Source organism: Achromobacter sp. NCFB-sbj8-Ac1-l, assembly GCF_052695805.1.
In genome coordinates this window covers 1,609,066-1,632,016 of the sequence record NZ_CP199812.1, presented here as the reverse complement: position 1 = coordinate 1,632,016, position 22,951 = coordinate 1,609,066, and the positions used below count along the sequence as shown (strand labels likewise).

The 22,951-nt window shown below is 65.3% G+C and carries 20 protein-coding genes; 3 read left to right on the top strand and 17 right to left on the bottom strand.

From position 1 onward, the window contains the following. Nucleotides 1-138: 138 nt before the first annotated feature. The 8 genes from ACUDP5_RS07455 to ACUDP5_RS07420 all read right to left on the bottom strand — a co-directional run bounded on the left by ACUDP5_RS07455 (nucleotide 139) and on the right by ACUDP5_RS07420 (nucleotide 11,153). Nucleotides 139-780 (bottom strand): peroxiredoxin, encoded by a 642-nt coding sequence (locus ACUDP5_RS07455; RefSeq protein WP_025140182.1) that lies wholly within the window; start codon nucleotides 778-780, stop codon nucleotides 139-141. A gap of 155 nt (nucleotides 781-935) precedes the next feature. Continuing rightward, nucleotides 936-2,762, bottom strand: coding sequence for an acyl-CoA dehydrogenase (locus ACUDP5_RS07450; protein ID WP_445658473.1), 1,827 nt, complete (start codon nucleotides 2,760-2,762; stop codon nucleotides 936-938). A gap of 173 nt (nucleotides 2,763-2,935) precedes the next feature. After that, on the bottom strand, nucleotides 2,936-4,636 hold the full coding sequence (aspT, locus tag ACUDP5_RS07445) for an aspartate-alanine antiporter (RefSeq protein WP_445658472.1): 1,701 nt from the start codon (nucleotides 4,634-4,636) through the stop codon (nucleotides 2,936-2,938). Between the two features lie 34 nt (nucleotides 4,637-4,670). Next, nucleotides 4,671-6,491: a bifunctional aspartate transaminase/aspartate 4-decarboxylase gene (locus ACUDP5_RS07440; protein ID WP_263910704.1), complete on the bottom strand. Its 1,821-nt coding sequence runs from the start codon at nucleotides 6,489-6,491 to the stop codon at nucleotides 4,671-4,673. A 100-nt stretch (nucleotides 6,492-6,591) separates the two neighbouring features. Beyond that, on the bottom strand, nucleotides 6,592-8,283 hold the full coding sequence (gene aspT / locus ACUDP5_RS07435; protein ID WP_263910703.1) for an aspartate-alanine antiporter: 1,692 nt from the start codon (nucleotides 8,281-8,283) through the stop codon (nucleotides 6,592-6,594). Nucleotides 8,284-8,476: 193 nt separating this feature from the next. Next, nucleotides 8,477-9,406, bottom strand: a complete 930-nt coding sequence (locus tag ACUDP5_RS07430) for an electron transfer flavoprotein subunit alpha/FixB family protein (RefSeq protein ID WP_445658471.1) — start codon at nucleotides 9,404-9,406, stop codon at nucleotides 8,477-8,479. A 1-nt stretch (nucleotide 9,407) separates the two neighbouring features. Next, nucleotides 9,408-10,157 (bottom strand): electron transfer flavoprotein subunit beta/FixA family protein, encoded by a 750-nt coding sequence (locus ACUDP5_RS07425; RefSeq protein WP_445658470.1) that lies wholly within the window; start codon nucleotides 10,155-10,157, stop codon nucleotides 9,408-9,410. A 72-nt stretch (nucleotides 10,158-10,229) separates the two neighbouring features. Continuing rightward, complete coding sequence (locus ACUDP5_RS07420) at nucleotides 10,230-11,153, bottom strand: histone deacetylase family protein (RefSeq protein WP_175195352.1); 924 nt, start codon at nucleotides 11,151-11,153, stop codon at nucleotides 10,230-10,232. A gap of 10 nt (nucleotides 11,154-11,163) precedes the next feature. Here ACUDP5_RS07420 and mltB point away from each other — a divergent pair, with 10 nt between their 5' ends. Further along, nucleotides 11,164-12,318: a lytic murein transglycosylase B gene (mltB, locus tag ACUDP5_RS07415; protein ID WP_445658469.1), complete on the top strand. Its 1,155-nt coding sequence runs from the start codon at nucleotides 11,164-11,166 to the stop codon at nucleotides 12,316-12,318. A 116-nt stretch (nucleotides 12,319-12,434) separates the two neighbouring features. Here mltB and ACUDP5_RS07410 read toward each other — a convergent pair whose 3' ends face one another. After that, the gene (locus tag ACUDP5_RS07410; RefSeq protein ID WP_445658468.1) at nucleotides 12,435-13,484 is read right to left on the bottom strand and encodes a cyclase family protein; all 1,050 of its coding nucleotides are present in this window, start codon (nucleotides 13,482-13,484) and stop codon (nucleotides 12,435-12,437) included. A gap of 67 nt (nucleotides 13,485-13,551) precedes the next feature. Here ACUDP5_RS07410 and ACUDP5_RS07405 point away from each other — a divergent pair, with 67 nt between their 5' ends. Together ACUDP5_RS07405 and ACUDP5_RS07400 are read left to right on the top strand one after the other, a co-directional pair. Beyond that, nucleotides 13,552-14,328 carry an IclR family transcriptional regulator gene (locus ACUDP5_RS07405; RefSeq protein WP_263910696.1) on the top strand — a complete coding sequence of 259 codons (777 nt, stop codon included), beginning with the start codon at nucleotides 13,552-13,554 and terminating at the stop codon, nucleotides 14,326-14,328. After that, nucleotides 14,325-15,305, top strand: coding sequence for a Bug family tripartite tricarboxylate transporter substrate binding protein (locus tag ACUDP5_RS07400; protein ID WP_263910694.1), 981 nt, complete (start codon nucleotides 14,325-14,327; stop codon nucleotides 15,303-15,305). Before ACUDP5_RS07405 ends, ACUDP5_RS07400 begins: the two co-directional genes overlap by 4 nt. A 106-nt stretch (nucleotides 15,306-15,411) precedes the next feature. On the opposite strand, the gene cysM is transcribed toward ACUDP5_RS07400, so the two are convergent. The 8 genes from cysM to rpsA form a co-directional block, all read right to left on the bottom strand. Beyond that, entirely contained in the window at nucleotides 15,412-16,320 is a 909-nt protein-coding gene (cysM, locus tag ACUDP5_RS07395) for a cysteine synthase CysM (protein ID WP_263910692.1), read from the bottom strand. Nucleotides 16,321-16,393: 73 nt separating this feature from the next. Next, entirely contained in the window at nucleotides 16,394-16,921 is a 528-nt protein-coding gene (locus ACUDP5_RS07390; protein WP_445658467.1) for a DUF655 domain-containing protein, read from the bottom strand. A 219-nt stretch (nucleotides 16,922-17,140) separates the two neighbouring features. After that, a complete protein-coding gene (gene rfaD / locus ACUDP5_RS07385) occupies nucleotides 17,141-18,130 on the bottom strand; it encodes an ADP-glyceromanno-heptose 6-epimerase (RefSeq protein ID WP_263910689.1) in 990 nt (329 codons plus the stop codon). Then, entirely contained in the window at nucleotides 18,127-19,068 is a 942-nt protein-coding gene (gene rfaE1 / locus ACUDP5_RS07380) for a D-glycero-beta-D-manno-heptose-7-phosphate kinase (RefSeq protein WP_263910688.1), read from the bottom strand. The genes rfaD and rfaE1 overlap by 4 nt, the downstream gene beginning before the upstream one ends. Beyond that, nucleotides 19,065-20,282, bottom strand: coding sequence for a lipopolysaccharide assembly protein LapB (gene lapB, locus ACUDP5_RS07375; RefSeq protein ID WP_263910685.1), 1,218 nt, complete (start codon nucleotides 20,280-20,282; stop codon nucleotides 19,065-19,067). Before lapB ends, rfaE1 begins: the two co-directional genes overlap by 4 nt. Nucleotides 20,283-20,342: 60 nt before the next feature. Then, entirely contained in the window at nucleotides 20,343-20,657 is a 315-nt protein-coding gene (locus ACUDP5_RS07370) for a lipopolysaccharide assembly protein LapA domain-containing protein (protein WP_025140167.1), read from the bottom strand. A 146-nt stretch (nucleotides 20,658-20,803) separates the two neighbouring features. Beyond that, nucleotides 20,804-21,163 carry an integration host factor subunit beta gene (locus ACUDP5_RS07365; protein WP_006388263.1) on the bottom strand — a complete coding sequence of 120 codons (360 nt, stop codon included), beginning with the start codon at nucleotides 21,161-21,163 and terminating at the stop codon, nucleotides 20,804-20,806. A 3-nt stretch (nucleotides 21,164-21,166) separates the two neighbouring features. After that, entirely contained in the window at nucleotides 21,167-22,879 is a 1,713-nt protein-coding gene (gene rpsA, locus ACUDP5_RS07360) for a 30S ribosomal protein S1 (protein WP_263910684.1), read from the bottom strand. Nucleotides 22,880-22,951: the final 72 nt, after the last annotated feature.

The window sequence follows — 22,951 nt, the reverse complement described above, 5'->3', positions numbered from 1 at the left end:
GCATATAGCGCGGCGGTCGGCGGCGCCCCCCGGAACGCAAAAAAGCCGCGCCTTCCCAGGGGAAAACGCGGCTGTACGGGCACTGCCCGCCGAAATCGGGCAAGGCGGCACGCGCCGCCTTGCGCACGATTTCCTTATTTACTTATTCGGTTGCGGCGTAATCCGCAGGTACGGACGCACGGCCTTGTAACCCTTCGGGAACTTCTGCTTGATCACCGCTTCGTCCTGCAGGGACGGCACGATGATCACGTCGTCGCCGTCTTCCCAGTTGACCGGCGTGGCCACGCTGTGGCTGTCGGTCAGCTGCAGCGAGTCGATGACGCGCAGGATCTCATTGAAGTTGCGCCCCGTGCTGGCGGGGTACGTGATGGTCAGGCGGACCTTCTTGTTCGGATCAATGATGAACACCGAGCGCACCGTCAGCGTGGCGTTGGCGTTCGGGTGGATCATGTCGTACAACTCGGACACCTTGCGGTCCTTGTCGGCCAGGATCGGGAAATTGACCTTGGTGGACTGCGTGTCGTTGATGTCTTCGATCCACTTGCTGTGCGAATCGGCGCCGTCCACGGACAGGGCCAGCACCTTCACGTTGCGCTTGGCGAATTCATCGGCCAGCTTGGCGGTGTAGCCCAGCTCGGTCGTGCAGACCGGCGTGAAGTCGGCCGGATGCGAAAAAAGGACACCCCAGCTATTGCCCAGATACTCATGGAAGCGGATCGGGCCGGCCGAGGATTCCTGTTCGAAATCGGGGGCGGTATCGCCCAGGCGTAGATGACTCATGGTGTCTCCTCTCGTGCGCATTCAGGTTTACGGAACCGGCTGGCCTCCAGGCCCGGTGACCAGCCGGGTAATCGTTCCGGCGGCGGCAGGAGCCGCCCGTGAAAACGATTCTTCCATCAAACCTGTTGCAGGGGAAATACGCAAGGCATATAACCTTATGCAATATTCGCAGCGGCCCCGCAGGCATCGGCCACTACCCCGGCACGCACCGCGGCCGACAGGGCCAGGGCACGCGGCAGGATGTGCGCCGCGTAGAACAATCCGGTGGCGAGCTTCTCGCGGTGGAGCGGATCGGTCGACCCCGCGGCCAGGCGCCGGCGGCACACCAGCACGGCGCGCGCCATCTGCCAGCCGCCATGCACCACGCCAGCCAGCATCAGATAAGGCACGCTGCTGGAATAGACGGCCCGGATGTTCGCGGCCGATTGCTCCAGGATGAACTCCACGCCGGCCTCGTAGGCCTGGATGGCGCTGTCCAGGTTGTCACGCAGCAGGCGCAGCCCGTCACGCTCGGGCGCCGAGGCGCGCGAGGATTCGGCCTCGACGGCCCGCAACGTCTCGCGCATGGCAGAGATGGCGGCGAAGGCAGTGGCGCCCGCATCGCGTTGCGTCTTGCGGCTGACCAGGTCGTTGGCCTGGATCGCGGTCGTGCCTTCATAGATGGGCAGGATGCGGGCATCGCGGTAATACTGCGCCGCGCCGGTCTCTTCGATGTAGCCCATGCCGCCGTGCACCTGGATACCCAGCGACGCCACTTCGACGGCGGATTCGGTCGAAAAGCCCTTCACGATGGGCACCATGTATTCATAGAACGCCCGGTTGCGGGCGCGCTGCTCGGGATCGGGATGATGCGTGCCCTTGTCGTGCGCCGCCGCTGTCACGTAGGACACGGCCCGCGCGGCCTCGGTCAGCGCCTTCATGGTCAGCAGCATGCGCTGCACGTCCGGATGGCGCGCGATGGCGACCGGTGCGGCCGAGCCTTCCACCGCCCGCCCCTGCACCCGCTCGCGCGCATAGGCCAGCGCGTGCTGGTAGGCACGCTCGGACACGCCGATGCCCTGCTGCCCCACCGAATACCGGGCGGCGTTCATCATGATGAACATGTATTCCAGCCCGCGGTTCAGCTCGCCTACCAGGTAACCGACCGCGCCCTCGCCCGCCTCGCCCTTGCCCGAGCCATACAGCAGCACCGCGGTGGGGCTGCCGTGTATGCCCAGCTTGTGCTCCAGCGACGCACACCAGACATCGTTGCGCGCCCCCAGGCTGCCGTCGGCCCCCACCAGGAACTTGGGCACGATGAACAACGAAATGCCCTTCACCCCCGGCGGGGCGTCCGGCGTGCGTGCCAGCACCAGGTGGATGATGTTTTCAGCCAGGTCGTGCTCGCCATAGGTAATGAAGATCTTCTGGCCGGACAGCCGGTACGTACCGTCTTCCTGGCGCACGGCGCGGGTGGCCACCTGGGCCAGGTCCGAACCGGCCTGCGGCTCGGTCAGGTTCATGGTGCCCGTCCACTTGCCGCCGATCAAATTGGGGACAAACTTTTTGCGCTGCTCCTCGGAGCCCACGGTCAGGATGGCCTCGATCACACCATCGGTCAGCATGGGGCACAACGAGAACGCCAGGCTGGCCGCCTGGATGTTTTCGCCGGGTGCGGCGGCGACCAGCTTGGGCAGCCCCTGTCCGCCCCAGGCCTGCGGATGCTGCAGGCCCTGCCAGCCCCCGGCGGCATAGTCCTTGAATCCTTGCGCATAGCCGGGCGTTGCCGTCACGTGGCCGTCGTTCCAGACGGGCGGCCGGGTGTCGCCCGGCACGTTCAGCGGGGCAATCGCCTGCTCGACGAAGCGGCCGTTTTCTTCCAGGATGGCATCCACCAGATCGGGCGTCACCTCTTCGAAGCCGGGCAGCTTCAGGACGTCGTCCAGGCCGGCCAGTTCTTTCAGCGCAAAGCGGAAGTCCTGCAGCGGGGTAAGGTAGGGCATCGTGTCTCCATGAGCCTCTCGTCCGTGACGGCGGGCGGGGCGGTGTGCGGGGGGGCGCCGCCTTCGGTGACACGCATGGCGCGGGTCGATGGGCGGTCTTGGTGGTTTCCCTAACCGATCTTAAACCCTCAGCCGCGCTTTGCGGGCGTGCAGCCCGCAAAGTCGCCGGCGCCTCAACGCAGGTGATGGGCCAGCGACACGATGATCGGCCCCAGCACCGGCAGCATCACGTTGGCGATGGCGTAGGTGACGGTATAGCCCAGCAGCGGCACGGCGCTGCCGCTCGCCCCCAGGATCGCACTGATGGCCGGCGTGCTGACGTGCTGGCCGGCAATGGCCCCCACCAGCAACGGCCCTTCAATCTTGAGCAGCTTGTGGCCGACCCATAGTGACAGGCAGGCCGGCCCCAGCGAGACCAGCAGCCCGATCAGGGGCAGCACGGCACCGTGGTCGCGGATCAGCGACACCGCCTCGGGCCCCGCCGACAAGCCGACGCAGGCCACGAAAATCGCCAACCCCAGGTCCTTGAGCAACTGGACGGCATGATCGGGCATATGCCCCACCGCGGGCCGTTTGGCGTTGATCCAGCCGCACACCAGGCCGCTGACCAGGGCGCCACCGCCACTGCCCAGCGACACCGGAATGTCCCAGAGCCGGGCGCTCAGGCTCCCCACCAGCAGCCCCGCCAGGATGCCGAATGCCAGGAACACCAGATCGGTCACGCCGCTGCGGCGCAGCTCGTTGCCCAGCGCCGCCCCCGCCACGGACAGTTCCGGTTCGGCGCCCACCAGCGTCACCAGGTCGCCGTACTGAAGCACCGTGGCGGGCGTGACGGGCAACAGGTGGCCGGACCGCTGGATCGATTGCAGGAACACGCCACGAGCCTGTTTGGCTCCCGGCCGCTGCGCCAGTTCACCCAAGGTGTGGCCGTTGACGGACTTCTTGCTGACGATCACCACCCGTTCGCTCAACTGCAGATCGTCGGCATGCGCCTCGGGCAGCTGGATTTCCGGGCCGATCACCGAGCCGGCGCGCAACGCGAATCGCCTCAGTCCCAGCACCACCACGATGTCGCCGGTTGCCAGCGCGTCATCGGGCACAGGTTCGACCGCTTCGCCATTGCGCAGGATGCGGCTGATGGCCGTGCGCCCGCCCAGGGCCGCCTCGACCTCGGCCACCGTCTTGCCGTCAGCGTCCTTGACCACGTGCGAACGCCCCACCAGACGCGGCAACGTCGGGAGATTGCTGTCTTCGCTTTCGCCCGAAGCCACGCCCAGTTTTTCCTCCAGCGCCTTGGATGCCTCGCGCAGGTTGATGCGCAGCAGGGCCGGCGCCACCTGGCTGGTAAAGAAAACGATGCTGATCAGCCCCACCAGATACGTCAGCGTGTAGGCCGTGGCGATATTGGCTTCCATGCGCTGCACGTCGGCATCGGGCAGGCCCAGGTGCTTGAGCGCCTCGGCGGCGGTGCCCACCACCGCCGATTCGGTCGCCGCCCCCGCCGCCAGGCCGGCCGCGGTGCCCGCGTCCAGCCCGAACAGCGGCACGGCCGCCAGCACGATGGTCAGCACCAGCAAGGCTTCGATCACCGGCAGCAGGATGTAGCGCAGGCTGGAGCGGTTCAGGTTGGCAAAGAACTGCGGCCCGCCCGAGTAGCCCATGGCGAAGATGAACAGGGCAAACGCGACCTCTTTCAGGTCGCCGCGCATCTGGCAGCCGGTCTGGCCGATCAACAGGGCGACGATCAGCGTGCCGCACACGCCGCCCAGTTGAATCGGCCCGACCTTGAGCTTGCCGATCAGGTATCCCAACCCCACCGTCAGGAACAGCACCGCGATGGGAACGCTATTGAAAAACCCGACTGAGCACGTCATAAGGTCATGTCGCCCTGGTGGTTGCCGCTGCCTGCTACTTGCCTGCCGTGGCCTTCTTGGCGGAACGTTCCGCCTTGGCGGCCTGCTTCACCGCCTTTTTCACGGCCTTCTTGGCGGCGTTCTTGCCACCGGCCTTGCGCTTGGCGGCCGATGCCTTGACCGTCTGGCCCTTGCCCGCGGTGGGACCCGAACGCACCAGTTGACCGGCCTTCCAGGCCTCGACGTATTCCGTGGCGGCCTCGACCATATGTTTGCCGATCTTGGAATAATCGCCGTCGTCCAGGTTGGCCAGCGAGATGCGGATGGACCACGGCGGGCCGCCAAAGCCGCCGCCATCCATCAGCACCACGCCCGACTTCTCGGCCAGGCGGAACAGGAAGTCCACCGGTTCGTAGTTCGTCGTCATGTACTTGCAGAAGGCGTCGCCATAGGTGTTCTTGGCCCACACCATGAAGTCCAGCTCGACGTAGTACCAGCCGCGCATCGGGTCTTCCGGCGGCAGCGGCGCGCCCAGGCCGCGCCACAGCGCGTCGCGGCGAGCCCGCACGATCTGCATCGTCAGGTGCTTGTACGCATCCTTCAGGTCCAGCAGGTGCGACAACGCGAAAAAGCCCATCTGCACCTGCTGCGGCAGCGACAGGCCGGCGGTGTGGTTCAGCGCCACGTTGCGGCTGTCGGCCACCATCCGGTCGATGAACTTGAGCTTTTCGGGTTCCATCGTCATGGCGCCATAGCGCTTGTTCAGACGCTGCTTCCATGACGCGGGCAGCTCGGCGATGCGGCGGTCCATCGTGTTCTTCTCGTGGGTGGCGATCACGCCCAGGCGCCAGCCCGTGCAACCGAAATTCTTCGAGAACGAATAGACGCAGATGGTGTTGTGCGGCACCTCGGCCATCAGCGAACGGAAGTTCGGCACGAACGTGCCATACACGTCATCGGTCACCAGCACCAGGTCCGGATTCTTGCGGATCAGGCCGACGATCTGCTTCATCTCGACCGGGCTGAAGGCGACGGAAGGCGGATTGCTGGGGTTCACCGTCACCGCCAGCTTGATCTTGGGGTTCTCCAGCTTGGCGATCTCCGACGCCGGATAGTGCCAATCATGCGTGCCGTCAGCGCGCACGCTGCTGGCATTGATGGCCACGATCTTGAACTGGAAGCGCTCCAGGTGCGCGATCTCGATGTAAGGCGTGAAGGTGGGCAGGAACAGCGCAATGGTGTCGCCCTGCTTGAGCAGGCCGTTCTGCATCAGCGAGTCGAAGATGTAGCACATGGCCGCCGTGCCGCCTTCGACCGGGAACAGATCGAACTTGCCCTTGGGCGGGCGGCCGTCGCACATTTCCTTGATCAGGTAGTCGTGCACCACCTGCTCCAGGTGCACCAGCGAGCGCGGCGGCACGGGGTAGTTGTCGCCGATGATGCTGTCGGTCAGTTCATGGATCCATTCATCCGGCACGAAGTTCTTGATCTTGACGCCGTATTCCAGCACCCCGGCCAGGAAATCCGCGCCGGCGGCGCCCTTGTTCTTGGACAGGAACTTGCGCAACCGGTCGGCGCAACCCTTCTTGGGCGGCATGCCCGCCAGAATTCCGTCGTCGCGCACCCGGCGCGCTTCCTTCATGGCGAACTGGCCCAGCAGGAAGAACGCGTCGCGCGGTTCGGTGGCGATCCAGTTGGGGTTGCCGCGACCGGCATTCAACATGGTCAGCGCGGCGGTCTGCTGACTGTCCTTGGCCAGGGTGATCAGGTAATCCTTCAGTTCGAACGGCGACAGTTGCTCCAGGTCACGCTGGCGGGAACGGGTGGTTTTCAGGGCCGAGGCCAGGCTGACGGTGAGAGGCGCGGTGGAAGCCATTATTCAGTACTCCTGGTTTGCGATTTGACAGGCGCTTGCCGGGGATTTTCCCCGTATCCGCTTGATGCCCCGCCCGCGCTGCGCGGGCGGGACGTTCCCGCTAGGTCATCAACATGACGATGACGATGCCCCAGATGATGAGCAAGGTATTGCCGATGGCATAAGGCACGGTGTAGCCCAACGCGGGCACCTGGCTCTTGGCGGTCTCGGTGATCTGCCCGATAGCCGCCGTGGTGGTGCGGGCGCCGGCGCAGACACCCAGCACGATGGCGGGGTGGAACTTGAAGATGTAGCGGGCGATGAACACCCCCAGAATCATCGGCACGCTGGTCGCGATGATGCCGGCGACGAACAGCTTGGCCCCCAATTGCTGGAAGCCCAGCACGAAGCCCGGCCCCGAACTGATGCCGACCACCGCCACGAAGGCCGTCAGGCCGACCGATGTCAGGAACCAATGCACGGGCTCCGGCACCCGCCCGAAAGTCGGATGCACCGACCGCAGGTAACCGAAGATGAGGCCGGCGATCAGCGAACCGCCGGAGGTCGACAAGGTGATGGGGATACCGCTCACGGTCAGCACCAGCGAGCCGAACAGGCCGCCCAGCAGGATGCCGAAGCCGACGAACACCATGTCGGTCTGCTCGGTGGGACGGTCGACGTAGCCCACCTTGTCGACCACCCGCTCCACGTCGCGCTTGGCGCCCAGGATGAACAGGTGATCGCCGCGGTCCAGCTTCAAGCCCCAGTTGATCGGCATCTCGTGCCCGCCGCGCACCACTTTGCGCAGGAACACGCCGCGGCCCAGCTGGCGCACGGCTTCGAGTTCCGAGATTTCCTTGACGGTCTTGCCCGCGAGGTTCTTGTTGGTGAGCACCACCTCGATGACTTCGGCTGGCAGGCTCAGCAGGTCGCGATCCTCGACTTCGGTGCCGATGATGCCCGCCGCCTGCAACACCAGTGCGTCGTGCCGGCCCGTCACGCCCAGCACGTCGCCCGCCTGCAGCACGGTGGTGGAATCGTTGTCGATGATCTGGTCGCCGCGGCGTATGCGCTCGACGAATACGCGCGCCTCCACAAATCGCGACTCCAGATCACCGACGGTCTTGCCGACGAACTCCATGTGCTCGAGCTTGTAGGCCCGCGCAATGAACTTGCGGTAGCCGGACAGTTCCATCGAATCAGACCCGCCGGACATCTTGGCCTCGTACTCCTTGCACTCCTTGACGATGTCCACCCGCATCAGCTTGGGGCCCAGCGATGCCAGCAGCCAGGCGCTGCCGACCGTGCCGAAGATGTAGCAGACGGCATAGGCCACCGGAATGCTGTCGATCCATTTCTTCTTGGTCGCCGCGTCGATACCCAGGCCGTTGATCGTGTCGGTAGCCACGCCCATCACGGCCGAAATCGTTTGCGCGCCAGCCAGCAGGCCCGCGCCCGTGCCGGCATCGAAGCCGAAACCCACGGCGGTCGCCCAGGTGACCAACAAGCAGATGACGCAGATGACGACGGCGAAGATGACCTGGGGCAGGCCATCGCTTTTCATGCCGCGAAAGAACTGTGGTCCGACGCCATAACCCAGGCCGAACAGGAACAACAGGAAAAAGACTTGCTTGACGATGGGGGCGATGGTGATGTCGAGCTGGCCAACCAGCACACCGACCAGCAAGGTGCCGGTCACCGCCCCCAGGTTGAATCCGAATATTTTCTTGGCCCCTATCCAATACCCCAGACCCAGGGTAAGGAAGATTGCAAGCTCCGGATACTTTCGCAGAGTGTCAAAGAACCAATCCATCCCGAATCTCCTTCGTTATGTACAGGCCAAGCACTTGCGCGAATCCAGCTGCGCGCGGAACACATTATCAGAATCTTTCCAAAGATCAAAAGTTTTAGTAGGTAAATATCAAATAGTTGCGATTGTCAGCCGGGCATGAAAAAACCCGCGGACATAATGCCCGCGGGTTTCGGTACCCCTGGATTATCGAGGCTTACAGCGCGCCCGTCAGTTCGGGCACGACCTGGAACAAGTCACCGACCAGGCCATAATCGGCCACGCCGAAAATCGGCGCTTCGGGGTCTTTGTTGATGGCGACGATGACCTTCGAATCCTTCATGCCGGCCAAGTGCTGGATGGCGCCCGAGATGCCCACCGCCACATACAGCTGCGGCGCAACAATCTTGCCGGTCTGGCCGACCTGCCAGTCGTTGGGGGCGTAGCCGGCGTCGACGGCAGCGCGCGAGGCGCCCAGTGCGGCGCCCAGCTTGTCAGCCAGCGGATCCAGGATCTTGAAGTTCTCGGCGCTGCCCAGGCCACGGCCGCCGGACACGACGACGCGGGCGCCGGCCAGTTCCGGACGGTCGCTCTTGGCGACTTCGCGGCCGACGAAGCTCGACAGGCCCGAATCGGCCACGGCGGCGACGTCTTCCACGGTGGCCGAGCCACCCTGCGCAGCCACGGCGTCAAAGCCGGTGGTACGCACGGTGATGACCTTGACCGCGTCGGCCGATTGCACGGTGGCAATGGCGTTGCCGGCGTAGATCGGGCGCTGGAAGGTATCGGCGGATTCCACGCCGATGATGTCCGAGATCTGGGCGACGTCGAGCTTGGCGGCCACGCGCGGCGCCACGTTCTTGCCCGAGGCGGTGGCCGGGAACAGGATGTGGCTGTAGTTCGAGGCCACGGCCAGCACCTGGGCCGCGACGTTTTCGGCCAGGCCGTCGGCCAGTTGCGGGGCATCGGCCAGCAGCACCTTGGCCACGCCGGCCGCTTGCGCGGCCTGGTCGGCCACGGCACGGGCGTTGGCGCCGGCGACCAGCACATGGACGTCGCCTCCGATCTTGGCGGCGGCGGCGACGGCGTTCAGGGTTGCGCCCTTGAGCTGGGCGTTATCGTGTTCGGCAATAACCAGCGTCGTCATCTCAGACCACCTTCGCTTCGTTCTTGAGTTTGTCCACCAGGACCGCGACATCGGCCACCTTGATGCCGGCCTTGCGGGCGGGCGGCTCGCTGACCTTGAGGGTCTTCAGGCGCGGCGCGGGGTCCACGCCCAGGTCTTGCGGCGTGACGGTGTCCAGTTGCTTCTTCTTGGCCTTCATGATGTTGGGCAGCGTGACGTAACGCGGCTCGTTCAGGCGCAAGTCGGTGGTGATGATGGCGGGCAGCTTGAGCGTCAGGGTTTCCAGGCCGCCGTCGACTTCACGGGTGACCGTGACCTTGCCGTCGGCCAGCTCGACCTTGCTGGCGAACGTGGCTTGCGGCCAGTCCAGCAGCGCGGCCAGCATCTGGCCGGTCTGGTTGGCGTCGTCGTCGATGGCTTGCTTGCCCAGGATCACCAGTTGCGGTTGTTCCTTGTCGACCAGGGCCTTGAGCAGCTTGGCCACGGCCAGCGGCTGCAGTTCGGCGTCGGTCTGCACCAGCAGGCCGCGGTCGGCACCGATTGCCATGGCGGTGCGCAGGGTTTCCTGGCATTGCGCAACGCCGCAAGAAACCGCCACGACTTCGGCCACGGCGCCCTTTTCCTTCAGGCGGGTGGCTTCTTCGACGGCGATTTCGTCAAAGGGGTTCATGGACATCTTCACATTGGCGATATCCACGCCAGTCTGATCAGACTTGACGCGCACCTTGACGTTGTAGTCAACGACGCGCTTGACAGGTACCAACACCTTCATCCCGCTGCCTCCAAATGGAAATTAATTACCCGACGATGCGCCGGGATCGCATTGCACAATTTTTTCCTGATTCTACAGCTTCGCCAGCGCCCGTATATGCGCCACGACGCTGCGGCCCAGGGCGGACAGGTTGTAACCGCCCTCGAGCGTGCTGACGATCCGGCCCTGGCAGTGGCGTTCGGCCACATCCACGAGCTGCTCGGTGATCCAGGCATAGTCGGCCTCCACCAGCCCCATCTGCCCCATATCGTCCTCGCGATGGGCATCGAAGCCGGCTGATATCAAGATGAGTTCCGGGCGGTGCGCTTCCAGGCGCGGCAGCCAGGTATCGGTGACGATGGGGCGCACGGCCGCGCCCGTCGTATAGGCGGCGACCGGCACGTTCAGCATGTTGGCGGCCGGGTCGGCGGTGCCGCTGTTGGGAAAGAACGGGTGCTGGAAAAAGCTGCACATCAGCACGCGGTCGTCGCCTGCGAAGACATCTTCGGTGCCATTGCCGTGGTGCACGTCGAAATCGACGATGGCCACCCGCGACAGGCCGTGGAAATCCAGCGCATGGCGGGCCGCGATGGCCACGTTGTTCAGGAAGCAGAAGCCCATGGCCTGCGAGCGGCAGGCGTGGTGCCCCGGCGGACGCACCGCACAAAAGGCCGTGCGGGCCTCGCCGCCCATCACCGCGTCGACCGCCGCCACCCCCGCGCCGGCGGCGTGCAGCGCGGCTTCGTAGGTATGCGGGTTCATGAGGGTGTCGGGATCTATCGGGTAATACCCGTGGTCCGGCGTATGTTCGCGCAAACTGTCCAGATACTGGACAGTGTGCACGCGCAGCAGGTCGTGGCGGGACGCCTGGGGCGCCTGCCGGTCGTCCAGATAAGGCATCAAGCCGCTGGCGAGCAATTGGTCGGAAATGGCATCCAGCCTCTGTGGGCTCTCCGGATGCCAACTGCCCATTTCATGCAAGCGGCATGCCGGGTGGGTAAGATACATGGTCTCCATAAGGAAGATTATGTTCATCTGTCGGCGAATACTGCAACTCGGAACCCTGACGGCCCTCCTGGCCGGGTGTTCCACCACCGCTCCCACCGCCCCGAATTCGACCGCCGCCCTGGCGCCGGCGGCCACTGGCACTACCCCCATCCGCATCGGACCCACTGCGCCGACACCCGGCTCCGATGTGGCGGATGACGGCCCGGCCACCCTGACGCCCTCGGGCGCCCTGCGCCCCGAGGTGCGCGCTTTCGTCGAGTCGCTGGCGGCCGAACGCAACCTGCCGCTCAAGCCGATGGTGTCGGCGCTGGAAGGCGCGCGCTACAACGCCACGGTGGCACGCCTGATCGCGCCGTCGCCCCCGGGCAAGAAAATCTGGCGCAGCTGGCTGACCTACCGTTCGCGCTTCGTGGAACCCAAGCGCATCGGCTGGGGCGTGGAGTTCTACAACGAGCATCGCGACCAGCTCAACCAGGCGGCGCAGCGCTTCGGCGTGCCGGCCCCGATCATCGCGTCGATCATCGGCGTTGAAACGCTGTATGGCCGCAACATGGGCAACTTCCGGGTGCTCGACGCGCTGGCCACGCTGGCCTTCGACTACCCGGACCCGGCCAAGCCCGAACGCGCCACCATGTTCCGCGGCCAGCTGGCCGACTTCCTGACGCTGGTCATGAACGGCAAGCTGGATCTCGAAACCCGCGGCTCGTACGCGGGCGCCATCGGCATGCCGCAGTTCATGCCCACCAGCATCAAGCACTACGCGGTGGATGGCGACGACAGCGGCCATATCGACCTGACCAACAACACCCGCGACGCGATCATGTCGGTGGGCAGCTTCCTGGCGCAGCATGGCTGGCAGCGCGGCCTGCCGGTGTTCGCACCGGTAACCCTGCCCGCGGACCCCACGGCGCTGGTCGATGGCGGCCTGGAACCCAAGCAAAGCTGGACCAGCCTGACCACCGCGGGCGCGCGCCTGCAGCCCGGGGCCTCGAGCACCGGCTGGGGCAGCCAGCCGCTGGGCGTCGTGGACCTGGTCGAAGAAGCCCGCGGCACCGCGCAATACCGCGTCGGCACGCCCAACTTCTTCGCGCTGACCAAGTACAACCGCAGCTACTTCTACGCCACCTCGGTGGCCGACCTGGCCAGCGAAATCGAGGCCCGGGTCGGACGCTGATGGCAACACGCCAGGACAGGCGCGGCGCCGGCGACATTCCGGTACCGCGCAGGTCGGCATGACGACCTGAACGGCGGCGGGCGGGCATTATCGCTGTGCTGCCCGCCCGCCGACCCTCACACCGTGGCCACGGGCGTGGCGGGCGAGCCCACCGCGCCGGGCAGGTTCAACGGCGGCGCGGTCAACAGGAACCGGCTGCGGCCGTTGGCGGCCAGCCAGCGGGCAAGCGCGCCCAGGTACCACATCTCGCCGATGGGCATGCCCAACTTGAAGATGCAATGATGATGCAGGGGCAGCGCTGCGCAGCAGGCGTTCGGCTTTTGCGTGGGGTAGATCTCCAGCGCATGATTGTCCGACGCCATGGCGGCCACTTTCGAATCGGTGATCCACTGCAGGAGCTTGTCGTCGCTGCCGTCCAGGCCGGCGCAGATCTCGTGCAGGGTGTGGGGGTCTGGCTGGCGGTTCTTTTCCAGCAGCGCATCGCCGAACTCGGTATGGAACAGCACGATGTCGCCCTGCTCGATCTCGATCCGATCGGCCTCAAGAATGCGCATCAGGTCGTCGTAGCCCACCGCCTTCTGTTCGCGGCCGTAGTGCCGGGCCAGGTCGACCATCACGCCCCGGCTTTGCAGGCACGATTCGGCCAGGTGGGTGATGTCCAGCTTCTTGGCGTTCGACGCGCCGCCGTGACCCAGGTCGGTCTTGGCAAAGCCGTTGTCCACGTCGTAGTCCACGGGACCCACCACGTGCTCATTGGGCCGGTAGCCGTTGTAGTAGACGCGTTCGGGCAGGCCGTCGCCATTGGCGTCGAACAGCGCGCCCACGTGCGCCAGCGAATCCCATTGGGTCGAGTACTGCAGGCTCATCTCGACGATGTCGTCGCTCAGCACGTCGACACAGCCCGGGCGCAGCCGTCCCAGCGGGAAGTTCAGGTACTGGTCGCCATCCCTTTCGGTGGGGCGCAGCTTGGGCGGATGGCGCCGGACATTGACGCCGTTGCCCCCCGGGTAGTCCAGCGGCAACGACAGGCAGAAGCTCAACCCCTCGCGGACTTCCTGGATCCCCTTCATCACGTTGGCGGTAGTGATGTAATTCAGGCAACCTCTTTGGTCATCAGGGCCGAAGTCCCCCCAGTTCGATCCCTCGGGACGGTTCTTCCATCTCATGCGTCGCAACTCCTAGGCGATTAACTGCGAATTGACATAAATTTATCACGTATAGGATAATATCATCATGGATGTGAAAACAGCCGCTCGGGTCCTCGATGTCCTGAACCTCTTTGCCGAGGCGCAGAAGCCGTTGCTGTACAGCGAAATCGCCGCGCAAATGGAGATCCCGCTGTCCAGCTGCCATGGCTTGCTCAAGACCATGGTCGCGCGCGGCTACCTCTATGAAATCGGCAAGAAGCACGGCTATTACCCCACCCAGAAGCTGATCCACGTCGCCACGCTGATCTGTCGCAGCGACCCCCTGAACGCGGTGATCGAGCCGGTGCTGGCGCGGGTGCGCGACATCACGGGCGAAACCGCGCTGCTGGCCAAGCTGGCCGACGACAAGGTGGTGTACCTGATCGTGGCCGAATCCAAGCAGACCATCCGCTTTTCACATCAGCCTGGCGGCTTCAAGGCGGCGCACGCCACCAGCTCGGGCAAGGCCCTGCTGTCGGTGCTGACCGAAGACGAACGCCAGAAATGGTTCAAGACCTATACGGGATTCACCCGCTATACCGAAACCACGCTCACCAGCCAGGCCGACTTCGAACGCGACCTGCAGGCGGGTATCCAGCGCGGCTGGCAACGGTCCATCGGCGAAAACGTCGAGGACGTGATGTCCATCTCGCTGGGCTTTCGCGCCTATGAGCAACCCTTCGCCATCGTGGTGGCCGGCCCCTTGGGGCGCATGCAGAAAAACGAAGCCGCCACTGGAAAACAACTGGAAGAGGTCAAGGGGTTGCTGCTCGCGGCCCTGCCCTCGGCCAATCTAACCTTTGTAGGAGAAGACAGCAGATGAACAAGCGCACTTTGCTCGCCGCGGTGGGTTCGGCGATCGCCATCGCGGCCCTGCCGCTGGCCAGCGCGCAGGCGCAGGACGCCTATCCCGATAAGCCGATCCGCGTGATCATGCCGTGGGCGGCGGGCGGTCCGACCGACGTCGTGGGCCGCGTGATCGCGGTGCGCATGGGAGAAATCCTGGGCCATCCGCTGGTGATCGAAAGCCGGCCCGGCGCCAGCGGCACCATCGGCGCCGCCCAGGTGGCGCGCGCTCCGGCCGACGGCTACACGGTGCTGATGAACCCGTCCGTGCAGGGCATCTACCCCGCACAATTCAAGAGCCTGACCTTCGATCCCATCAAGGATTTCCGCATGGTCGGCGTGCTGGGCACGGTGCCCATGGTCGCCGTAGTGCCGCCGGATTCCAAGTTCAAGACCTTCGGCGAGCTGATCGCCCAGGCCAAGGCTCAACCCGGCACGCTCAGCTTCGCGTCCCCCGGCGTGGCGACCCTGCCGCACCTGGCTGGCGAACTGATCAACACCACGACCAAGGCGTCGATCTCCCACGTGGGCTACCGCGGCAGCAGCCCTGCCCTGACGGACGTGGCCGGCGGCCATGTCGACCTGATGTACGCGCCGCTGGCCCCCGCCCTGCCCCTGATCCAGAGCGGCAAGGTGCGCCCGCTGGCCGTCACCACCAAGGCCCGCCTGGCCGAGCTGCCCGACGTGCCCACCATCGCCGAAAACGGCTTGCCGGGCTTTGACATCGTCACCTGGTACGGCATGTGGGTGCCCAAGGACACGCCCGAACCCATCATTGCCAAGCTGAACAAGGCCATGGTCGAAGCCTCGCAGTCGCCCAAGGTGATCGAAGCCCTGAAGTCGCAAGGCACCCTGCCCAGCACGATGAGCTACCAGGAAGCCGAGGCCTTCAACCTGGCCGAAAGCGCGCGCTGGATCAAGGTCATGAAAGACGCCAACATCCAGCCGGAATAAGCCTCAGGGCGCCCATTGACGCCCTGAAAGCAAAAGCCCTGCGCACCGGAGACGTTCCGGGACGCAGGGCTTTTTTTGGGCCGAGACAAGATGGCCCGGGGGAGAATCAGTTGAAGACGCCGGTAGACAGGTAACGGTCGCCGCGGTCGCAGACGATGAACACGATGGTCGCGTCATTGACGCGCTCGGCCACGCGCAGGGCCGCCACCAGGGCGCCCGCCGACGAAATGCCGCCGAAGATGCCTTCTTCGGAAGCCAGGCGGCGCGCCATGACCTCGGCATCGGCCTGTTCGATGGATTCGTAGGCGTCGACACGGCTGCGATCGAAGATCTTGGGCAGATAGGCCTCGGGCCACTTGCGGATGCCGGGGATGGACGACCCTTCGGCCGGCTGTGCACCCACCACCTGCACCGCGGGGTTGCGCGATTTCAGGTAGGTGGACACCCCCATGATCGTGCCCGTGGTGCCCATGGCGCTGACGAAGTGCGTCACGCGGCCGTCCGTCTGGTTCCAGATTTCAGGGCCGGTGGTTTCGACATGGGCTCGGGGGTTGTCGGGGTTGGCGAACTGGTCCAGCACCACGCCCCGGCCATCGGCCTGCATTTCGGTGGCCAGGTCGCGGGCATATTCCATGCCACCCTTGTCGGCCGGCGTCAGGATCAGCTCGGCGCCATAAGCCGTCATGGCGGCGCGGCGTTCCACCGACAGGTTGTCGGGCATGATCAGGATCATGCGATACCCGCGCATGGCAGCCGCCATGGCCAGGGCGATGCCGGTATTGCCGCTGGTCGCTTCGATCAGCGTGTCGCCCGGCTTGATGTCGCCACGCGCTTCGGCGTGCTTGATCATGGACAGCGCCGGGCGGTCCTTGACCGAACCTGCGGGATTGTTGCCTTCCAGCTTGGCCAGGATGACGTTGCCCCGCGCGGCGCCCGCGGCTCCGGGGATGCGCTGCAGACGCACCAACGGCGTATTGCCGACGGTCTGCTCGATGGTGGGATAGGTGGTAGTCATGACGCCGATCATAACCCTCCCCGGCGCGGGCGGCGGCGAAAAGCCTCGCTCGCGCCAGGGGTTCATGACAGGGTCAGGGGCGTGTCCGCGCCGCGGCGGCAGGCTTGGTCGATGGGCCCGAAGCCCCCGCCTTGGTGCTGCCGGGGCTGGGTGCCGCAGCGCCGGGCGTGGCGGGCTTGGCGCCAGGTCGGGGCGGGCTTGCCGCAGGGTCGACTGCCGCCGGGGGCTTGGCAGCCGTGGCGCCACCGACGGTCAGGCCGGCCGCCTCCAACGCCTGGGCTTTCTTGGCGCTGATGCCGCGCACGCGTTCGGCCAGGTCCTGCAGCGATTCGAACTTGCCGCCGCGATCGCGTTCGCGCACGATGGTTTCCGCCGTACGCGGACCGATGCCGCGAATACCCTCGAGCTGCTGCGCAGTCGCGCCATTGACGTCGACCGCGCAGGCGGGGGCGCTGGCCAGGCCCGCCGCCAGCAAGGCCGTGCCCAGCGCCCGCCGCCACACGCGGCGCCCCGTGGCCGCCGCCGGCCACGGCCGGCGCCAAGGCGCTGCAGAACGGGTCGCCACGTGGGTCGCCACGGTGGAATTCAAAAAGGGATTCATGAACAGGTCTCCGGATAAGGGCGGCGCAACGGCTGTTGCACCACGACCTGATCATGGCCCGGCCACCCCCGGCGATGCTCGCGCAGTGAATGGTTGCATCCACCCCGGCAACTACGCCGGACGAAAAAAACCACCGCATGGACGGTGGTTTTCTCGGGACGGCAGATCTGCGCCAAGGCCCCGCATCGCACAGGCCCGGCGACAGTCGGCGCGGCAACGTTACTTGCGGGCGCGCCAGTAGCGCACGTACTCCGCCACGCCCGTCTGCACATCGCGCATGGGCGCAGTGAAGCCCGCCGCGCGCAGTTGGCTCACGTCGGCCTGGGTGTAGCTCTGGTAGCGGCCCTTCAGGTCGTCAGGGAACGGGATGTAGCGAATGAGGTCCAGCTCGACCAACTGGGCCAGCGTCAGTTGCGCTTCGCCACGCTCGGCGCGCAAGGTGTTCACCACCGCCGCGGCGACATCGTTGAACGGCTGCGCGCGGCCGGTGCCGCAGTTGAAGATGCCGGACGTTTCGGGGTGATCCAGGAAATGCAGGTTCACGGCCACCACGTCTTCCACCGAGATGAAGTCGCGGCTCTGGCCGCCGTCGACATACCCGTCCCAACCCGCGAACAGGCGCACATGGCCATGTTCCAGGAACTGGTTCATGTTGTGGAACGCCACCGACGCCATGCGGCCCTTGTGCTGCTCGTGTGGCCCGTAGACGTTGAAATAACGCAGCCCCACGACCTGCGCCGTCAGGCTGTCCATGCGGGTGCGCAGCACCTGGTCGAACAGCAGCTTGGAATAGCCGTAGACGTTCAGCGGCCCTTCGTTGGCCGGGTCTTCGACGTAGACGGACGAACCGCCGTAGACGGCGGCCGACGAGGCATACAGGAACGGAATGCGGCGCGCCTGGCAGAATTCGAACAACTCCAGCGTGACGCGGTAGTTGTTGTCGAGCATGTAGCGGCCGTTGCGCTCGGTGGTGTCCGAGCAGGCGCCCTGGTGCAGCACCGCGCGGATTTTCGGCAAGCTGCCGTCCGCGACGCGGCGACGGAAGTCGTCCTTGTCCATGTAGTCGGCGATCTTGCAGTCGACCAGGTTGACGAACTTGTCGCCTTCGGTCAGGTCGTCGACCGCGATGATGTCCTGAATGCCGCGGCGGTTCAGGCCCCGCACCAGATTGCTGCCAATGAAGCCCGCGGCTCCGGTTACGACGATCATGAGAGTTCTCCTGCCAATTCGGCGGCGGTGACGACGGACGTGCCAAGCTTGCCCACGGCGATGCCGCCGGCCCGGTTGGCCCAGCCCATGGCATCCACCCACGGCAACCCGATGGCGCGCGAGACCGCCAGCGTGGCCAGCACGGTATCGCCCGCGCCGGACACGTCGAAGACCTCGTGCGCCTGCGCGTCGATGTGTTCGCGGCCCGTGTCGGTAAACAAAGTCATGCCTTGCTCGGAACGGGTCACGAGCAGGGCTTCCAGGTCCAGATCGGCGCGCAGGCGCTGCGCCCGATCGGTCAGTTCGGATTCGGTGTTCCAGCGGCCCACGGCCTGCTGCATTTCAGAGCGGTTGGGCGTCACCAGCGTCGCGCCGCGATAGCGCGAGTAGTCGTCGCCCTTGGGATCGACCAGCACCGGAATGCCGGCACTGCGGGCCAGGGCGATCAGCGACTCGACCCGTGCCAATACGCCCTTGGCGTAGTCGGACAGCACGACGACGTCGTGGTTGGCCAGATGGCGAGCCAGGGCGGCGTCGATGCTGTCCAGCGCTTCCTGCGCCGGATGCTGTTCGAAGTCGACCCGCAGCAGTTGCTGCTGACGGCCCAACACACGCATCTTCAGCGTCGTGTGCAGGCTGCGATCGGTGATCAGGTCAGCCTGGATGCCGGCTTCGGAAGACAGGCGGCGCACGCTGTCGCCGGCCTCGTCTTCGCCCAGCACCCCGACCAGGGTGACATGGCCGCCCAAGGCCGCCACGTTGCGGGCCACGTTGGCCGCGCCGCCCAGACGGTCTTCACGGCGCGCCACGCGCACCACGGGTACCGGCGCCTCGGGGGAAATGCGTTCGACTTCACCGAACCAGTAACGGTCCAGCATGACATCGCCCACCACGAGCACGCGGCTATGCGAAATGGATTCGGCGGGAAAGGGCTTCATTCAAGTTCTTCCAGACGACGCGGCGCGTAGGTCTCCCAGGCATTGCAGCCCGGGCATTGCCAGTAGAAGCGGCGCGCTTGAAAACCGCAGCTCCGGCACGCGTAGCGGTCCAGACGTTGCGTATGCTTGTGGATCAGGCTGCGCAGCAGCGTGAGGTCGGCACCGGGAACCGGGCCTTGTTCGGTGGCGCCTTCGCCATTGGCGAGTTCGGCTTCGAGCAGGCGGTCCAGCCCCAGCAGCGAAGGATGGCTGCGCAAGGCACTGCGCGCGAACGCCCAGGCAGGCGCAGACCCTTGCTGCACGCGCAATTCGCGGAACACGACATTGAACAGGTCCAGGGACGCATGGCGTGCGTACTGGCGCTGCAGCAGGTCCAGGCCGGCCGCGGCCTGGTCCGCCGCACGGTAGTTGGCCAGCAGCTGTTCGGCCACCAGCCCGGCGTACTCGGGCGCGTCGGTCATGACCGATTCCAGGTACAGGCGTTCGCGCTTGGGATCTTGCTCGAGCAAGGCCAGGCGCGCGCGCAACATGGCGGTGCGCACCATGGAGCCCTTGCTCGACATGCCCGCATCGGCCGTAGACAGCGCGTGGTCGGCAGCATCAAGCGCCGTATGCGCGGCATCGACATTGGGCGGCTTGGCCGCCAGCGCGGTGGCCGCCTGCTCGCAGTAGTAATGCACGATCTGCGGCACCGGTTCGTCGACCAGGCCGTGCAGCGTCTTGACCGCCTCGATGGCGCGCGGCCAATCGTGCTCGGACTCATAGATGCGGATCAGCGAACGCAGCGCCGGCAAGGCGTAGCGGGTGTCCTTGAGCTGCTCGAACCCGCTCTCGGCGCGGTCCAGCATGCCCGCCTTGAGGAAATCCTGCGCCAGTTCGTGCTGCGCGTGCTCGCGCTCAGCCGCAGGCAGGTCGGATCGGTTCAGCAGGCTTTGGTGCACGCGGATGGCGCGTTCCATTTCGCCGCGACGGCGGAACAGGCTACCCAGCGCGAAGTGCAGTTCAGTGGTTTCGGGGTCGAGCTTGGCGACCTCGACGAACGCGTCGATGGCGCGGTCGGGCTGCTCATTGAGCAGGAAGTTCAGGCCCCGAAAATAGGAATCGGGCAGGCTGCGGGTTTCCCGGAGCATCTGCCGGATGTCGAAGCGCGCGGCCAACCAGCCAAGCGCGAACAACACCGGCACGAATATCAACCACCAAGGTTCAAAATCCACTATGCGGGCTCTTGCGGTAATTCAGTACGGGAATAAGGGCGTGCGGAGTCTGCAGCGCCATCACAGCGGCGACATCGGCGCGACGGCTTCCGGCGGCACGACGGGCGTGGTGCCATTGACGGCAGCCTGCACACGGTCGAGTTCGCGGCGCAGGCGAATGGCCTCGCGGCGACGGCGCATGGCGGCGGGCACGGTCAAGAGCAGGCCGAACAGAGCGCCCACCACGAAAACCACCAACATGACGACGATCAGCGGTACGTCCTGCACGACGTAATCGGCGTAGAACTTCACGGCGACGGGATCGGTGTTCTTGAGTGCGAACATCAATACCGCCACGAACACGAGCAATCGCAGGGCCCAGACAAGGTAGCGCATGACGCATGCTCCTAAGTATTCAAGAGGGTCAATTGTAAGCGACCTCCACCCCTCCAGGGAGGCCCCAAAAAACAAAGCCCCTTGATTGCTCAAGGGGCGTTGCTCGCGGTCCGATCTGCCCGAAGGCAGCCTTGCTGGCCGTGTCGTCAATGCATGGCGTGAAGACCTGCCATGGACGGCATCGGTTCACTCGATCCAGAGGATTGAGCGTCCTCGTCATTGCCGCCGACCAAGTCCACCCGCTCGCGCAATTCCTTGCCGGCCTTGAAGTGCGGCACCTGTTTGCCAGGTACCAGCACTTGTTCGCCGGACTTCGGATTGCGACCGATGCGGGGAGACCGCTGCGACAACGAGAAGCTGCCAAAACCGCGGATCTCGATGCGCTGACCCGAGGCCAGGGCCTGGGTCATTGCGTCGAGCACGGTCTTGACCGCGTAATCGGTGTCGCGGGCGGCCAGCTGAGGATAGCGGGCCGCCAAGGCGGCGATCAGCTCCGACTTGGTCACGAATTAACCGTCGTTGCGCTGTTGGTCCAGCTTGGCCTTCAGCAGCGCGCCGAGGTTGGTGGTGCCGGACGAGGCGCTGGCATCGGACATGCGCTGGATCGTTTCGGCGGTTTCGGCGTTGTCGCGGGCCTTGATCGACAGTTGGATCGAACGCGTCTTGCGGTCGATGTTGACGATCATGGCTTCGATGTTCTCGCCGGCGGTCAGGACGGTGGTGGCATCTTCGACGCGGCCCGAGGAGATCTCGGAAGCGCGCAGGTAGCCTTCGACGTCCACGGACAGCGTCACGACGGCGCCCTTGGCTTCGACCGACTTGATGGTGCCCGGAACCACGGCGCCCTTGTCGAACGTGGCAACGAAGTTGTTGAAGGGGTCGCCTTCCAGCTGCTTGATGCCCAGCGAGATGCGTTCCTTGTCGGTATCGATGCCCAGAACCACGGCTTCGATCTCGTCGCCCTTCTTGAAGTTGCGCACGGCTTCTTCGCCGGTTTCCGTCCACGACAGGTCGGACAGGTGAACCAGGCCATCGATGCCGCCGGGCAGGCCGACGAACACGCCGAAGTCGGTGATCGACTTGATGGCGCCGCGGACCTTGTCACCACGCTTGAAGTTGGTGGCGAACTCTTCCCACGGGTTCTGGCGGCACTGCTTCATGCCCAGCGAGATACGACGACGGTCTTCGTCGATTTCCAGGACCATGACTTCGACTTCTTCGCCCAGGGTCACGACCTTGCGCGGATCGACGTTCTTGTTGGTCCAGTCCATTTCGGAGACGTGCACCAGGCCTTCGATGCCGGCTTCGACTTCAACGAACGCGCCGTAGTCGGTGAGGTTCGTGACCTTGCCGAACAGACGGGTGCCTTGCGGGTAGCGACGAGCCAGACCCACCCACGGATCTTCGCCCAGTTGCTTGACGCCCAGCGAGACGCGGCTCTTTTCCTGGTCGAACTTGAGGACCTTGGCTTCGACTTCCTGACCCACTTGCAGGACTTCGGAGGGGTGACGCACACGGCGCCAGGCCATGTCGGTGATGTGCAGCAGGCCGTCGATGCCGCCCAGGTCCACGAACGCGCCGTAGTCGGTGATGTTCTTGACCACGCCCTTGACCACCGCACCTTCGTGCAGGGTTTCGAGCAGCTTCTGACGCTCTTCGCCCATGCTGGCTTCCAGCACCTGGCGACGCGACAGCACGACGTTGTTGCGCTTGCGGTCGAGCTTGATGACCTTGAATTCGAGGGTCTTGCCTTCGTACGGGGTGGTGTCCTTGACCGGACGCAGATCCACCAGCGAACCCGGCAGGAACGCGCGGATGCCGTTGGTCATGACGGTCAGGCCGCCCTTCACCTTGCCGGTGATGGTGCCGGTAACCAGTTCGCCGTTTTCCAGGGCCTTTTCCAGTTGCAGCCAGGCCGACAGGCGCTTGGCGCGGTCACGCGACAGGATCGTGTCGCCGTAGCCGTTTTCCAGGGAATCGATGGCCACCGAGACGAAATCGCCGGGTTGCACTTCGAGCTCGCCCTGGTCATTCAGGAACTCTTCCAGGGGGATCAGCGCTTCGGACTTCAGGCCGGCGTTGACGACGACGAAATTGTGGTCGACGCGCACGACTTCGGCGCTGATGACCTCGCCGGACTTCATGTCCTGGCTCTTGAGGCTTTGTGCGAAAAGGTCGGCGAAGCTTTCGCCGCCGGCGGCGGTAGTGGAAACGGAAGACATGGGGTTGAAATCCATTGGGCCGAAATGGCCGTTAAGAACACACCGCAGCGGATTGCCCGCCACAGTGGAGTC